This is a genomic window from Microlunatus endophyticus (genome assembly GCF_014646195.1).
In the GTDB taxonomy this organism is placed as follows: Bacteria; Actinomycetota; Actinomycetes; order Propionibacteriales; family Propionibacteriaceae; genus Microlunatus; species Microlunatus endophyticus.
Genome location: NZ_BMMZ01000006.1, coordinates 114,697 through 128,454, shown reverse-complemented (window position 1 = coordinate 128,454; position 13,758 = coordinate 114,697). Strand labels below are relative to the sequence as shown.

The 13,758-nt window shown below is 67.4% G+C and carries 14 protein-coding genes; 10 read left to right on the top strand and 4 right to left on the bottom strand.

Annotation, left to right across the window (positions count from 1 at the left end):
- Positions 1-143 precede the first annotated feature (143 nt).
- The 3 genes from IEY07_RS13390 to IEY07_RS13380 are packed head-to-tail and all read left to right on the top strand — an operon-like array spanning position 144 to position 3,698.
- Entirely contained in the window at positions 144-884 is a 741-nt protein-coding gene (locus IEY07_RS13390; protein ID WP_229670074.1) for a succinate dehydrogenase cytochrome b subunit, read from the top strand.
- A 20-nt stretch (positions 885-904) separates the two neighbouring features.
- Positions 905-2,926: a fumarate reductase/succinate dehydrogenase flavoprotein subunit gene (locus IEY07_RS13385; protein ID WP_188895883.1), complete on the top strand. Its 2,022-nt coding sequence runs from the start codon at positions 905-907 to the stop codon at positions 2,924-2,926.
- A 22-nt stretch (positions 2,927-2,948) separates the two neighbouring features.
- The gene (locus IEY07_RS13380; protein WP_188895882.1) at positions 2,949-3,698 is read left to right on the top strand and encodes a succinate dehydrogenase/fumarate reductase iron-sulfur subunit; all 750 of its coding nucleotides are present in this window, start codon (positions 2,949-2,951) and stop codon (positions 3,696-3,698) included.
- A 14-nt stretch (positions 3,699-3,712) separates the two neighbouring features.
- Here IEY07_RS13380 and IEY07_RS13375 read toward each other — a convergent pair whose 3' ends face one another.
- Positions 3,713-4,915: an MFS transporter gene (locus IEY07_RS13375; protein WP_188895881.1), complete on the bottom strand. Its 1,203-nt coding sequence runs from the start codon at positions 4,913-4,915 to the stop codon at positions 3,713-3,715.
- Here IEY07_RS13375 and IEY07_RS13370 point away from each other — a divergent pair.
- Positions 4,914-5,510 (top strand): CGNR zinc finger domain-containing protein, encoded by a 597-nt coding sequence (locus tag IEY07_RS13370; protein ID WP_188895880.1) that lies wholly within the window; start codon positions 4,914-4,916, stop codon positions 5,508-5,510. The two genes, IEY07_RS13375 and IEY07_RS13370, sit on opposite strands and share 2 nt — an antisense overlap.
- A gap of 47 nt (positions 5,511-5,557) precedes the next feature.
- Here the strand turns inward: IEY07_RS13370 and IEY07_RS13365 are convergent, their stop codons facing one another.
- Positions 5,558-6,901, bottom strand: coding sequence for a reverse transcriptase family protein (locus tag IEY07_RS13365; RefSeq protein WP_188895879.1), 1,344 nt, complete (start codon positions 6,899-6,901; stop codon positions 5,558-5,560).
- A 296-nt stretch (positions 6,902-7,197) separates the two neighbouring features.
- Here IEY07_RS13365 and IEY07_RS13360 point away from each other — a divergent pair, with 296 nt between their 5' ends.
- Positions 7,198-8,211 carry an NAD-dependent epimerase/dehydratase family protein gene (locus IEY07_RS13360; protein ID WP_188895878.1) on the top strand — a complete coding sequence of 338 codons (1,014 nt, stop codon included), beginning with the start codon at positions 7,198-7,200 and terminating at the stop codon, positions 8,209-8,211.
- On the opposite strand, the gene IEY07_RS13355 is transcribed toward IEY07_RS13360, so the two are convergent.
- Entirely contained in the window at positions 8,201-8,740 is a 540-nt protein-coding gene (locus IEY07_RS13355; protein WP_188895877.1) for a DUF4232 domain-containing protein, read from the bottom strand. The two genes, IEY07_RS13360 and IEY07_RS13355, sit on opposite strands and share 11 nt — an antisense overlap.
- 259 nt (positions 8,741-8,999) lie before the next feature.
- On the opposite strand from IEY07_RS13355, the gene IEY07_RS13350 reads away from it, so the two are divergent.
- A complete protein-coding gene (locus tag IEY07_RS13350) occupies positions 9,000-10,694 on the top strand; it encodes an ABC-F family ATP-binding cassette domain-containing protein (RefSeq protein WP_188895876.1) in 1,695 nt (564 codons plus the stop codon).
- On the opposite strand, the gene IEY07_RS13345 is transcribed toward IEY07_RS13350, so the two are convergent.
- Positions 10,652-11,146 carry an NUDIX domain-containing protein gene (locus IEY07_RS13345; protein ID WP_229670073.1) on the bottom strand — a complete coding sequence of 165 codons (495 nt, stop codon included), beginning with the start codon at positions 11,144-11,146 and terminating at the stop codon, positions 10,652-10,654. The genes IEY07_RS13350 and IEY07_RS13345 overlap by 43 nt on opposite strands.
- Before the next feature lie 152 nt (positions 11,147-11,298).
- Between IEY07_RS13345 and rplS the strand changes: the two genes are divergently transcribed.
- The 4 genes from rplS to IEY07_RS13325 all read left to right on the top strand — a co-directional run bounded on the left by rplS (position 11,299) and on the right by IEY07_RS13325 (position 13,668).
- Entirely contained in the window at positions 11,299-11,664 is a 366-nt protein-coding gene (gene rplS, locus IEY07_RS13340) for a 50S ribosomal protein L19 (RefSeq protein WP_188895875.1), read from the top strand.
- Between the two features lie 111 nt (positions 11,665-11,775).
- Entirely contained in the window at positions 11,776-12,555 is a 780-nt protein-coding gene (lepB, locus tag IEY07_RS13335) for a signal peptidase I (RefSeq protein ID WP_188895874.1), read from the top strand.
- 31 nt (positions 12,556-12,586) lie between these two features.
- Positions 12,587-13,348 carry a ribonuclease HII gene (locus IEY07_RS13330; protein ID WP_188895873.1) on the top strand — a complete coding sequence of 254 codons (762 nt, stop codon included), beginning with the start codon at positions 12,587-12,589 and terminating at the stop codon, positions 13,346-13,348.
- Positions 13,345-13,668 (top strand): DUF2469 domain-containing protein, encoded by a 324-nt coding sequence (locus IEY07_RS13325; protein WP_154686790.1) that lies wholly within the window; start codon positions 13,345-13,347, stop codon positions 13,666-13,668. Before IEY07_RS13330 ends, IEY07_RS13325 begins: the two co-directional genes overlap by 4 nt.
- Positions 13,669-13,758 lie beyond the last annotated feature (90 nt).

Genomic DNA, 13,758 nt, shown 5'->3' with positions numbered 1-13,758 from the left:
TCGAGGGGTCGTCCCCTCGAACGGGCACCCGGGGCTGCGCCATCGCGGCAGCCGCAGGAGGCCGACGGAATCGACTATGACTATCGCCACATCGGCGGGTCCTGGCTTAATGCCAGTGAGGACTCAGGTCTAGTGTTGGCCGCGTGGCGACGACGACCCCGAATTCTGGAGCCGCTCCGCGTGTACTGACACCCCTGCAGCGGGCCCGCCGGTCGACGGTGGCGCTGAAGGCGCTGATGGCGGTAACCGGGCTGTTCATGGTGCTGTTCCTGATCCTGCATGTGTACGGGGTCCTGCAGGCGTTCGGTGGTCGCGAGGTCTACAACGCCTACGCCACCCATCTGCACCAGTTCGGCGTACCGATCCTGCACTACAACTGGTTCCTCTGGATCATCGGTGTCGTGCTGCTGATCGCGGTGCTGGGCCACATCTACGCGGCCGCACACCTGACCGTACGGGACTGGCGGGCGCGGACCGGGGCGGGCAGGCGCTACCAGACCAACAAGGGCCGGCGCGGCAACCAGCGCTCGTACGCCTCCTTCACGCTCCGCATCGGCGGCGTCTATCTCGGCCTGTACGTGATCTTCCACCTGCTCAACCTGACCGCGGGCACGATCCACCCGGGCGGCGCGACCCCGGACCCGTACCAGTTGCTGCTGAACAACTTCAAGGTCTGGTGGGTCGTACTGATCTACACCCTCGGCATGATCGCTGTCGGCTTCCATCTGCGGCACGGCGTCTGGAGCGCGCTGACCACCCTCGGCGCCCACACCGGCCTGAAGGCGCGGCGACGGTTGAACATCCTGGCTTACATCCTGTCCTTCGGGATCGCGATCGGCTTCCTGCTGGTGCCGTGGGCGATCGTCGTTGGCGTGATCCACTGAGAAACGCGGAGGCTGACCCTATGACCGACTCTCAGGCACCGACCACCCCCGATCCGACCCTGGGGGTGGACGCGGACTCGCTCTACGTCGAGGGGGATGCGATCGCCGACACCAAGGCGCCGGACGGTCCGATCGACGCCAAGTGGCAGCAGCGGATCTTCTCCGCACGACTGGTGAATCCCGCCAATCGCCGCAAGCTCAGCGTGATCGTCATCGGCACCGGCTTGGCGGGCGCATCCGCGGCCGCCACACTCGGCGAATCGGGCATGCACGTCAAAAGCTTCTGCTATCAGGACAGCCCGAGACGGGCGCACTCGATCGCCGCCCAGGGCGGCATCAACGCGGCCAAGAATTACCGTAACGACGGCGACTCGGTCTACCGGCTCTTCTACGACACCGTGAAGGGTGGCGACTACCGGTCCCGGGAGGACAACGTCTACCGGCTGGCCCAGACCAGCACCCAGATCATCGACCAGTGCGTGGCCCAGGGCGTGCCGTTCGCCCGCGAATACGGCGGGCTGCTGGACAACCGCTCCTTCGGTGGCGTCCAGGTGTCGCGGACGTTCTACGCCCGCGGCCAGACCGGGCAGCAGTTGCTGCTGGGTGCCTACCAGGCCCTGGAGCGGCAGATCGCCGCCGGCACTGTGACGATGTACACCCGGCACGAGATGCAGGAACTGGTGATCGTCGACGGCCGCGCCCGCGGGGTGATCGTCCGCAACATGGTCACCGGCGAGCTCGAGACCCACTTCGCCGATGCCGTGGTGCTGGCCAGCGGCGGTTACGGCAACGTCTTCTACCTGTCCACCAACGCGATGGGCTCCAATGTGACTGCGGCCTGGCGGGCGCACCGCAAGGGCGCCCTGATGGCCAATCCCTGTTACACGCAGATCCACCCGACCTGTATCCCGGTGGCCGGCGACTACCAGTCCAAGCTCACCCTGATGAGCGAGTCGCTGCGCAACGACGGCCGGATCTGGGTCCCGAAGCGGATCGAGGACTGCGAAAAGGATCCCCGCGACATCGCCGAGGAGGATCGCGACTACTACCTGGAGCGGATCTACCCGTCCTTCGGCAACCTGGTGCCCCGTGACATCGCCTCCCGGGCCGCCAAGTACGTCTGCGATGAGGGGCGCGGTGTCGGCCCGAAGGTCGGCGACTTCCGCCGCGGCGTCTACCTCGACTTCTCCGACGCGCTGTCGCGGATGACCCAGGCCCAGATCGCCGCCAAGTACGGCAACCTCTTCGACATGTACGAGCGGATCACCGGCGAGTCGCCGTACCAGGTGCCGATGCGGATCTACCCGGCCGTGCACTACGTGATGGGCGGCTTGTGGGTCGATTACGATCTGCAGTCCAACATCCCCGGCTTGTACGTGACCGGCGAGGCCAACTTCTCCGATCATGGTGCCAACCGGCTGGGAGCGAGCGCACTGATGCAGGGCCTGGCCGACGGCTACTTCGTACTGCCGAACACCATCGGCGACTATCTCGCCGACGGCCCGTTCGATGCTCTGGACGAGAGCCACCCGGCGGCGGTCGAGGCCAAGCAGGCGGTGCAATCCCGGATCGATCACCTGTTGTCGATCAACGGTGAGCGGACGGTCGACTCGATCCACAAGGAACTCGGCCACATCATGTGGGAGTACTGCGGGATGGAGCGCAACGAGGAGGGCCTGCGCAAGGCGATCGGCCTGATCCGGGAGTTGCGGACCGAGTTCTGGACCAACGTCAAGGTGCTGGGCACCAACGAAGAACTCAACCAGGCTTTGGAACGGGCCGGCCGGGTCGCCGACTTCCTCGAACTGGGCGAGCTGATGTGCATCGACGCGCTGCACCGGCGTGAGTCCTGCGGTGGCCATTTCCGGTCGGAGAGCCAGACCGAGGACGGCGAGGCGCTGCGGCACGACGACGAATACGCCTATGTCGCGGCGTGGCAGTTCGGCGGCACGGATCAGCCCGGCGACGTCGGGAAACCCGTTCTGCACAAGGAAGATCTGACCTACAAGTTCATCGAGTTGAAGCAGAGAAGTTACAAGTGATCAGAGATCAACGGAGCTACAAGTGAAGATCACCGTACGCGTCTGGCGGCAGCCGAATTCGCAGGCCGACGGCCGGATGGTCAGCTATGAGGTCGATCAGGTCAGCGAGGACATGTCCTTCCTCGAGATGCTGGACGTCCTCAACGAGCGGCTCACCCACGAGGGCCAGGACCCGATCGCCTTCGACAGCGACTGCCGCGAAGGCATCTGCGGCATGTGCGGTGTCGTGATCAACGGCGAGGCCCACGGTCCGGTGCAGACCACCACCTGCCAGCTGCACATGCGATCCTTCAAGGACGGCGACGAGATCGACATCGAGCCGTGGCGGGCCGAGGGCTTCCCGATCCTGAAGGACCTGATCGTCGACCGCAGCGCCTTCGACCGGATCATCCAGGCCGGTGGCTACATCACCGCGCCGACCGGTGCCGCTCCGGACGCCCATGCGGCGCCGGTGCCCAAGAACGCTGCGGACAAAGCGTTCGACGCGGCCACCTGCATCGGTTGTGGCGCCTGCGTCGCCGCCTGCCCGAACGGCTCCGCGATGCTCTTCACCGCCGCCAAGATCACCCACCTCGGGCTGCTGCCGCAGGGCCAGCCGGAGCGCGATTCCCGGGTGCTCGGGATGGTCGCCCAACATGATGAGGAGGGCTTCGGCGGTTGCACCAACATCGGTGAGTGCGCCGCGGTCTGCCCCAAGGAGATCCCGCTGGAGACGATCTCCCGGCTCAACCGCGATCTGCTCGGCGCGCTCGTCCGCGGCGACAGCAACTGAATGCCGAGGGGTCACTAATTCCCTGATATTTGCGGCGTGTCGCGAGGGCGCCGGCCGAGAACGCCGCGTGCGGCGAGCGGCAGTAGCAGTGCGACCGCAAGACACACCGCTGATGCGCTGAGCCACATCACGGTGACACCCGCTGTCAGCAATCGGGTTGCGGCGATCGGTCCGACGGTCTGCGCGATGCCCCAGCCGGTGCCGAAGACGGCGAGATAGCCGGCCCGCGAGCTGTTGTCGGCCAGGCCGGCTGCGACGGCGTACGGCGGGCCGAGCAGAAAGACCTGGCCGAAGGCGACCGTTGCCGCGCCGACCGCCAGGAGCGGATAGTCGGACGCGGTGGCGTACACCACGAACCCGGTGGCAACCAGCGCAAGTCCGATCGCCATCAGCGTGAACGGGCGGGCGTCGGCTCTGCGCAACAAGCGCTGGCCGCCGATGGTCACCAGCGCTCCTACGGCCAGCAGCCAACCCGTGCGGGACGGATCGAACCCACGCGCCGCGACGGTCAGCGGCAGTGCGGTGACCCCGATGGTCCAGGTCAGGGCGAACCCGGTGCAGACCGCGAGCATGATCAACAACCGCCGGTCCCGCCACGGGCTGCCGCCTGGCCGGGCCTGCCTCGGGACCGGGCGAGGGGCGCGGACCCAGGCCAGGACCAGCGCGGCCGAGCCCAGGCAGGTTGCCGCATCGGCGACGAACAGCCAGCGTAGACCGAGGCTGCCGAGCAGTGCCGCCAGTGCTCCTGCGGCAACCGCGGCTGTCGCCAGTGCTGCGCCGAGCAGGCCGAAGGCCTGCGGCCGCCGCCGGGCCGGCACCAGTTCCGCCAGCAACGCCTGACTGGGTGGTTCGTAGATCTCGAAGAACAGTCCGAGCAGCACTGCACCGACGGCGGCTCCGGCGATGCCCGAGGACCCGGCGATGATCAACAGCCCGATGGCGCAACCGCAGAGGCCGATCATGATCGTCTGCTTACGGCCGAGATGATCGGCAAGCCGACCGCCGATCAACCGGGACGGGATCGTGGCGAGACCGAAGATCGCGACCACCTGCCCGGCCGTGGCCAAGGATGCGCCGTAGGTGTCGACCAGGGTCACGGTCAGGAACGACATTGCGAAGGCGCCGAGCTGGTTGACCGCCCTGGCGATCACCAACACCAGCAGCGGACGCGGCCAGCTCCCGCGCTGATGACTGGTGAATGGCAGAATGGCAGTCATGCGCGCAACAGTAGAGCCGCCAGTCGTGACTGGTCAAATACACTTCGACAGTCACGTCACCGTGGTCACCGAGGTTGCGTGTCGTCTCGTCAACACCCTGACACCCGGGTATGACGGCGTTACCCCGGCGGGCTCGGAGGCCGCAACGCCCGCGGTGGTTCGCGAGCTGTTGGAGCGCCCCGACTATCACCCCCGGGTGGCCCGGCACGATGTCACCGAGCTCACCGAGCTCGCCGCCCGGGTCCGAACGGTCTTCGTCGCTGCCAACGACGGCGACCTGGCGGCGGCGGTCGGCATCGTCAACGAGCTGCTGGAGGAGACCGCAGCCAGCCCGCGGCTGGACCAGGCGGCCGGTGGCGGTTGGACACTGCACTTCCACGGTCATGACCCGAGCCTGGCGGTCGGCTGGGGCGCCGGTATCGCGGTCGGACTCGCACTGGCGATCGGATCGGATCTCGCCGGCCGGCTGGGAGTCTGTGCCGCTCGGCCCTGCGACCGGGTCTACGTCGACACCTCCCGCAACTCCGGCCGGCGGTTCTGTTCCACCCGCTGCCAGAACCGGATGAAGGCCGCTGCCCACCGATCCCGGGCCTAGCGCCCACCGGACCGTCGCGCGCTCCCGGCCGGTCGCACCGGGTGCGGCTACCGGTCCTCGGGCCAGGTGATCAATTCGAACTGCCGGCGCAACCGGGCACCGCGTGCGGGATTGAGCTGCTCGACCCAGCCGATCCGGCCGTCCAGGTGCTCACGGAAGGCCGGGTAGCCGTTCCGGTTGGCGTGCTCCGGTCCGTTGATCATCGCGTCGTGCAGCACTGCCCGGAGTCGGTCGTACTCGCTGCGGCGCAGATTCGCCCGGTCGTTCACGACGATGCCGGTCACGGTCTGCCTGCCGCGGCGGGTCTGCAGCCGTTGTTTGTGATCATTGAGGCAGTAGCCGTCATCGGTGACGATCTCGGTGACCAGCCGGAAGAAGCGTCGGCCCGGCCTGGTGCCGTGCCCGGAGAAGGCAAGATCATCGGCGTACCGGGTGTAGCGCAGGCCGAGACTCTCGGCCAGGCCGGCCAGCCTGACATCCAGCCGATAGCACGCGAGGTTGGCGATCGCTGGTGAGGTGGGCGCGCCCTGGGGCAGATGCGCCGTGCGCAGAACCGATCGCAGTACGGCGCGATCATCATCGGGCCCGTCGTCCGGCATGCGCTGCAAGGTCCGGACCGGGGTGGCCGTGGTCATGATCGCCGCCATCAGCCGGGCGACGGGTTCGGGATAGCCGGCGACGCGGACGATGCCGCGGACCCGGCTTTCTCTGATCCCGTTGAAGAAGCTGACCAGATCGAAGTTGATCACCCAGTCCGACCCGACGTGCCGGCGCGCGGCCCGGACGGCGTTCCTGCCTCGGGCGAAGCCGTATGCCGCCGGGTGCACCGGAATCCCCACCAGTACGCGGTCCAGCAGTCGCCGCTGTACGTATCTCAGCAACGGGCCCGGTGCCTCGATCAGACGTGGCGTACGCCCCGGCCTGCGGATCCAGCGATAGCGGTACGGCTGCAGTCCGTCGTCGGCGCGCCGCAGGTAGCCCCGTGGATCAGCCAGCCAGAGCAGCACCGGAAGGTCGACCCGCAGCAGATCGGCGAGCGCGCGTTCGGTGCCCAGACGCGGCACCGGCCAGTCCGGTACGGCCATCCGCTCGGTCTCGGCGACCAGCCCGCCGACCGGGAACGAACGGACCCTCCAGACGGTGTCCTGATGATGATCGCGATCGAGTCCGTCCAGATAGACCTGCTGGCCCATGATCACCCGGGCCAGATCGTACGGACGATCGGCCGGACGCTCGCGGATGCTGCCCAGCAGACGGGAGACGAGACCGCCGAGCCACGCTGGTTCACCGCCGAGCGAGGCGATGGCCGCATCGGTCAGGTCCGCCCGCCGCCATGATGTCGAGAGGAAGACGTAGGCCAGCCGCAGCGCAAGATCCTCCTCGGGCGTCATGGCGACCTGCCGTCGGGGTGTGTGAGGCGCGGTGACGCCGTGCGACCTGTCGCGTCGTGCGGGCCAGCACGCGGGCGGAGCCCGCCGCGTGGCCTGCGATCGTGCTGCACCGTGGATCACTCCCACCCGAGGGTGCCTCGGGCGCCAGACATCGTTGATGCCCGGTGAATCTTCGCTGTCGGCGCCACCGCTGCTGTGACCCTACCGCCGTGCACGGTCCATCCGGGCCGTTGCCGGCACGTCTGCTCGCGGCAGAGCCACTGGCAATCCCACCCGAACCCGGAGATGATCACCGAATGCGCATCCTCATCCTCGGCGGTACCGCGTTCCTGTCCGCGGCAACCGCCCGACAGGCTCTCGAACGCGGCCATCAGGTCACCTGCCTGGCCCGGGGCACCACCGCCCGTCCGCCGGAGGGTGCGATGTGGGTCCGGGGAGACCGGGACGGCGGGCCGGAGGCGTACGAGCCGATCAGCGACCAGGACTGGGACGCGGTGATCGACGTCGCGATGCAACCGGGCCAGGTCCGGCATGCTTTGGAGGCGCTGTCCGGACGGACCGCGCACTGGACATTCGTCTCGACGATCTCGGTGTACGCCGACGATTCCGTGCCGGCCCAGGACGAGTCGGCCCGACTGCACGAGCCGCTGGCGGGGGATCGCTTCACCGAGATGACCGACTACGGCCCGGCCAAGGTCGCGTGCGAGAACGCCGTCCGTGCCGCAGTCGGGGAGCGGGCGCACGTGTGCCGGGCCGGCCTGATCGCCGGGCCAGGGGATCGCAGCGATCGGGTGGGGTACTGGCCGGCGCGGTTCGCCCGCGGCATCGGCACCGATGATCGGGTGCTGGTCCCGGCTGTCGACGACGACACCCAACTGGTCGACGTCGACGATCTGGCGTCGTGGCTGCTCGACGCCGCCGAACGTGGTGTGGCCGGGACCTTCAATGCCACCGGTGAGCCGACGCCGTTGCCACAGGTGCTCGGACTTGCGGTCCGGGTGGCCGGCCACCGGGGTCGGACGATCGCCGTCGATCCGCAGTTCCTCGCTGATCATGGTGTCGGCTACTGGGCCGGCCCGGACTCACTGCCGCTGTGGGTGCCCGGAGGTGAGCCAGGATTCGGCAGTCGGTCCATCGCTTCCGCCCGGGAGCACGGCCTGCGGCTTCGGCCCCTGGAGGAGACGCTCGCGCGGGTTCTGGACTACGAGCGGAGCCTTGGGCTGGACCGCGACCGCTGGGCGGGCCTCGGACCGGCGACCGAGCAACAGGTGCTGGCCGCCTGGCGCGAGGCGTCCGACCTCAGCTCGTGACGCCCACCGGCTCGGCCGCGAGCTGGGTCACGTCGCGGGTGGTCGCCTGGACGTGGAGGGGTGCGAATTCGGCCAGGCGCTGACCCGGGAGATAGACGCGGAAGCCGTCGGCGGTGACCGTATGGTTCTTGGTCGGGCCGTAGACGGCTGGGTCGGCGATGCGCACCAACTCGCCGGTGTGCTGGCCCGGCTTCAGGGTGATCGTCCTGGTGGAATGATCATGGAGCCAGGTTGCCGGCACCCCGACCTGGGTGCCGTTTCCGTCGGCCACGAAGGAAACTCCGCTGAAGCCCCTGACGGACACGATCCGGTTACCGGTGTTGGTGAGGACGAGTTCGGCATAGGAATGGCCGGCGCTGGAGTTGTCGAGCGTCTTGGCCGTGACCGTGATGTCGTTGACGGTGGCGGCCGGATGCGTGGCTGCGGCGGCGGTGGCCGTACCGAGCGTGGCGACGGTTCCGATGGCGGCAGCTGCGACGGTGGCCCCAGCGATGCCCCTGCGGATGTTCTTGGTCTGATTGATGATCATGGACCTGACGCTAGGCGCCGACGGTCACCGTGAGTTCTGTTCCCCGTCACGGCCGGATCAATGTCCGACGGCCGAAGTGATGCGCCGGTGTGACCGGGTTGCGACAGGATTGTGTTGAGTTCTGACCGGTTCGCCGCCTAAGCTGGAGGAGCCCTGTTGTCGGCGAAAGGCTGCCTGGTGAATCTCTGAAGTCCCCGTTCTGCTGCACCGTGTTTCGCGATCCGCGCCGGTGCGACATTTCCGACTTCAGGAGCATCACATGCCGGCTGTCCTTGTCTGCCACGACCTCAGCTATTCCTTTCCCACCGGTGAAACCGTTCTGGACGGTCTCACCGCGACCTTCACCGACGGCTTCACCGGACTGGTCGGGCGCAACGGCGCCGGCAAGTCGACCTTGATCAAACTCCTGGCCGGCGCTCTGGTGCCGATCTCCGGTTCGGTCGAACGACCGGATCGGATCGGCTATCTGCCACAGGATCTGGTGCTCGCCGCAGACCGCAGCGTCGCTTCGGTACTCGGGATCGAGCCGATCCTGACGGCGCTGGCGACGGTCGATGCCGGCAACGGCACCCCGGAGCAATTCGAGACCATCGGCGACAACTGGGATCTCGAGGACCGGGTCGGAGCCGAGTTGGCGGCGTTCGGGTTCGACGATCTTGATCTTGGTCGGCCGATCGGCACACTGTCCGGAGGTCAGGTGGTGCTGCTCGCGCTGGCCGGGCATTTCCTGACCCGACCCGAGGTGCTGCTGCTGGATGAGCCGACCAACAACCTGGACCACAGCGCACGGGACCGGCTCTACCAGGCCGTACGCCGCTGGCCCGGCCCGGTGATCGCGGTCAGTCATGATCGGGAACTGTTGGCCCTGTGTGATCAGATCGCCGAGCTTCGGGATTCGGTGATCACCTTCTACGGCGGCACCTTCTCCGACTACACCGATGCGGTCGCGGTCGAGCAGGAGGCGGCAGCCCGCGCCGTACGGTCCGCGGAGGCGGATCTGAAGCGGCAGAAGCGGGAGCTGATCGAGGCCCAGACCAAGATGGACCGGCACAACCGCTACGGCAAGGAGTTCGCCGAGAAGAGCGGCATGCCGGCGATCATGGCCGGCGCGATGAAGCGCAAGGCCGAGGTCTCCCAGGGCAAGCTCCGGGGAGGTCATCAGGCCGATGTCGAAGAGGCCCGGCAACGCCTGGCGACCGCCGAGGAACGGGTCCGCGACGATGACCAGGTCCGAGTTGATCTCAGCGCCACCGCGGTTCCGGGAGGCCGGGAGATCGTGATCACCGAGGATCTCGTGCTGCGCAACGGGGTAACGGTGGATCTGCACATCCGCGGCCCTGAGCGGCTGGCGCTGACCGGAGGCAACGGAACCGGCAAGGCGACCTTCATCGACACCATCCTGGGTGCGGTGCCGCCGCGCTCGGGCGGCGTACGCGCCTACGTGCCGATCCGGCTGCTGCCGCAGCGGCTGCGGATCCTCGATCCGGACCTGCCAGTGATCACTTCGGTGTCCCGGCTCGCCCCCAGCGCCGATGACAACACCCTGCGTTCGCGGCTGGCACGCTTCCGGCTCGGAGCGCAGGTGATCACCAGACCGGCCCGTACGCTGTCGGGCGGCGAACTCTTCCGTGCCAGCCTGGCGGGCCTGCTGCTGGCCGAACCGGCACCCCAGTTGCTGATTCTGGACGAGCCGACCAACAACCTCGATCTCGACACGGTCGCCGCTCTCACCTCGGCGCTGCAGCAGTATCGTGGTGCACTGCTGGTGGCCAGCCATGACCGGCCGTTCCTGGACGAGATCGGGTTGACCGGCGAGATCACCTTCGCGTCCGACCCGGAGCCCGGGCGGTTCGCCCGGATCGAGGCCCTGGCGGCAAGCGATCAGCAAAACGTCGGCGAGTCCGAGGATGATCAGTCGAGCGATTCGGCGAACCAGATGCCCTCGACCAGATAGCGCCGGAGCGATCCCGGCACCCAATCGAGGATCGGTTCGGGCAAAGCCTCGAGGCCGAACCAGCCGACCCGGTCGCATTCGCTGACCGGCTGCGGTTCGCCGTCGAACCGGTCGGTGCTGAAGAAGACGTCCAGGCCGGCGACGTCTCCGTCCACGTAGCGGGCCATTCCGATCGGTACCAGATCATCGGGCCGGGTGCGTACGCCCACTTCCTCCCATGCTTCTCGGGACGCCGCCTGCGCCAGCGTCTCGTCGGCCTCGACGTGGCCGCCGGGCGGGCCCCACCTACCGTCGCCATAGCTGACGCCTGCTCTGCGGGCCAACAGGATGGCATCGCCGCGGCGCAGGACCAGCCAGCCGACGACGTGGAAGACCGCCGCCGGGACGCGGCCGGGATCGTACGATGGTTGGACCGGGAGCGATGTCAGGTCCTCGGACGCGTTCTCAGGCACGATGACGATTTCAGCCTGATGCGCCGGATGTGGCAAGATGGTCTGCTGTTGTCCTTGGCTCTCGCGGCTCCTGCCACAGGGGGATCGTCCGCGTACCGGGGATCTGGAACTTCATCGCTAGCGGTGACCTGTGGCACGGCAAGGACACTGACATGGCCAAGTTGGCTTCTCCCGCCCTGATCGACGCGCTCGACAAGGCTTCGCTGCGCGACGACATCCCGGCGTTCCGCCCCGGCGACACCGTCAAGGTGCACGTCCGCGTGGTCGAGGGCAACCGGTCCCGTGTCCAGCTCTTCACCGGCGTGGTGATCGCCCGTTCCGGCAGCGGCATCCGCGAGTCGTTCACGGTTCGCAAGGTGAGCTTCGGCGTCGGCGTCGAGCGTACGTTCCCGGTGCACAGCCCGATCATCGACAAGATCGAGGTCGACCGGCACGGTGACGTCCGCCGGGCCAAGCTCTACTACCTCCGTGGTCTGCGCGGCAAGGCCGCCAAGATCAAGGAGAAGCGCGAGGTCTAGAACCTTGGCTGACACCCGGGTTCGGGACGCCGCGTGCGGCGTCGCCGGAGGCGGACCGAACTCGGGTGATAATGGCGGGGTGGTCGGAGCAGAGTGTCGGGAAGCGAGCCGGTGAGCGCCAAACGCGGCACGGAGGACAATCCGGAAACCGTCGGGGACAAGATCGGCAGCCTGCTCAAGGAACTGCTGATCGTCGTCGTCGGGGCGTTGATCATCGCCTTCCTGATCCGGACCTTCCTGGGCCAGATGTTCCTCATCCCGTCGGGATCGATGGAGCACACCCTCAACGTCAACGACCGGATCGCCGTCCAGAAGGTCACCCACTTCAAACGCGGTGACGTCGTGGTCTTCAAGGATCCCGACAATTGGCTGGGAGACGAACCACAGGCCCCGCAGCGCGGACCGCTCGGCAAGGCGCTGGAATTCATCGGCGTACTGCCCAACACCAGCAACGAGTATCTGGTCAAGCGCGTCATCGGGATGCCCGGTGACCACGTCAAGTGCTGCGACAACCAGGGTCGGATCACGGTCAACGGCCAGCCGCTCAACGAGCAGAGCTATCTGTATTCCTCCGACGGCCGGCAATCCAAGCCCTCGGACCAGCCCTTCGACGTCATCGTGCCGCGCGACCGACTCTGGGTGATGGGCGACCACCGCGACGACAGTGCGGACTCGCGCTGCCATCTCACCGATCAATCGGTCGACGGCGGCAGCCCGATGAGTGCCTTCGTACCGGAGGATGATGTCGTGGGACCCGTGTTCGCGATCGTTGCGCCCTTCGACCGGGCGCGATGGATCCACATCCCCGACACCTTCGCCCAGGTGCCGGCACCCAAGGACCCCGCTCCTGCGCAGGCTGTGGTCAACTCGCACAATGACCCGTGTGGGTAGCGATCGTTTGCCGAGATCATGAGTGGGCATCATGAGTGACGATGGGCTGCAGCCGACGGCTGCGCGAGTCCAGGTCCGCCGCGACAGCGGCATCTACGGCTACGAGCGAGCGCTCAAGCGTGTCGGTCTGGCGCCGGTCGCCGGCGCCGACGAGGCGGGTCGCGGCGCCTGCGCGGGCCCGCTGGTCGCCGGTGCGGCGATCCTCTCCGACGCCAAGTCCAAACAGATCGTCGGCCTGCGGGACTCCAAACTCCTCAGTGCCGCCCAGCGTGAGCGCTGCTACGACCAGATCGTCGAGAAGGCGATCGCCTGGTCCGTGGTGGCGATCGAGCCGGAGGAATGCGACCGGCTCGGCATGCACGTCGCCAACCTCGAGGCGCTGCGGCGAGCCCTGCTGCGCCTGGACGTGCCGCCGACCTACGTCCTGACCGACGGCTTCAGCGTCGACGGCCTCGGCGTTCCCGGACTGTCGATCTGGAAGGGCGATCGGGTCGCCGCCTGCGTGGCCGCGGCATCGGTGCTGGCCAAGGTCACCCGGGACCGGATGATGACCGAACTCGACCAGACCTACCCGGACTACGAGTTCGCCGTCCACAAGGGCTACTGCACTCCGCTGCACCAAGGCCACCTGGACCGGTTCGGACCGGCCCCGGTCCACCGGATGCGATTCGACAATGTCGCCAGGACCGTCAAACCGGGCCAGGTCGTACGAACGATTCTGGGACGGACCGCCGACTCCGGGGCGTCGAGCACCGTTCCGGGGACAGATCTGCGAGAGGATGGATTGCGATGAGCGCTGAGGATCTCGAGCAGTACGAGAGCGATCTCGAGCTGCAGCTGTACCGGGAGTACAAGGACGTCGTCGGCATCTTCACCTATGCAGTGGAGACCGAGCGCCGCTTCTATCTGTGCAATGCGGTCGACCTGAAGGTCCGCACCGAGGGCGGCGACGTCTACTACGAGGTGTCGATGGCCGATGCCTGGGTGTGGGACATGTACCGCCCGTCCCGGTTCGTGAAGAGTGCGAAGGTGCTCACCTTCCGCGATGTGTCGATCGAGGAGATCGTGCACAGCGACTTGGAACTGCCCAAGGATGTGTCCGGTAACAGCTGAGCGTCCGGATCCGCTCGCCCGTCACTCGGGCGTGACGACCATTTCATAGCTGCAGCACAGATTCTTCAGATTCACCTCGCCTCATATACC

Excerpts from the sequence above, each read along its gene's own strand:
- IEY07_RS13360 (WP_188895878.1), top strand. The coding sequence starts at position 7,198 with ATGCGCATCCTCATCCTCGGCGGTACCGCGTTCCTGTCCGCGGCAACC.
- IEY07_RS13375 (WP_188895881.1), bottom strand. The coding sequence starts at position 4,915 with ATGACTGCCATTCTGCCATTCACCAGTCATCAGCGCGGGAGCTGGCCG.
- IEY07_RS13355 (WP_188895877.1), bottom strand. The coding sequence starts at position 8,740 with ATGATCATCAATCAGACCAAGAACATCCGCAGGGGCATCGCTGGGGCC.
- rplS (WP_188895875.1), top strand. The coding sequence starts at position 11,299 with ATGGCCAAGTTGGCTTCTCCCGCCCTGATCGACGCGCTCGACAAGGCT.
- IEY07_RS13330 (WP_188895873.1), top strand. The coding sequence starts at position 12,587 with ATGAGTGACGATGGGCTGCAGCCGACGGCTGCGCGAGTCCAGGTCCGC.
- IEY07_RS13325 (WP_154686790.1), top strand. The coding sequence starts at position 13,345 with ATGAGCGCTGAGGATCTCGAGCAGTACGAGAGCGATCTCGAGCTGCAG.
- IEY07_RS13365 (WP_188895879.1), bottom strand. The coding sequence starts at position 6,901 with ATGACGCCCGAGGAGGATCTTGCGCTGCGGCTGGCCTACGTCTTCCTC.
- IEY07_RS13385 (WP_188895883.1), top strand. The coding sequence starts at position 905 with ATGACCGACTCTCAGGCACCGACCACCCCCGATCCGACCCTGGGGGTG.
- IEY07_RS13370 (WP_188895880.1), top strand. The coding sequence starts at position 4,914 with ATGCGCGCAACAGTAGAGCCGCCAGTCGTGACTGGTCAAATACACTTC.
- IEY07_RS13350 (WP_188895876.1), top strand. The coding sequence starts at position 9,000 with ATGCCGGCTGTCCTTGTCTGCCACGACCTCAGCTATTCCTTTCCCACC.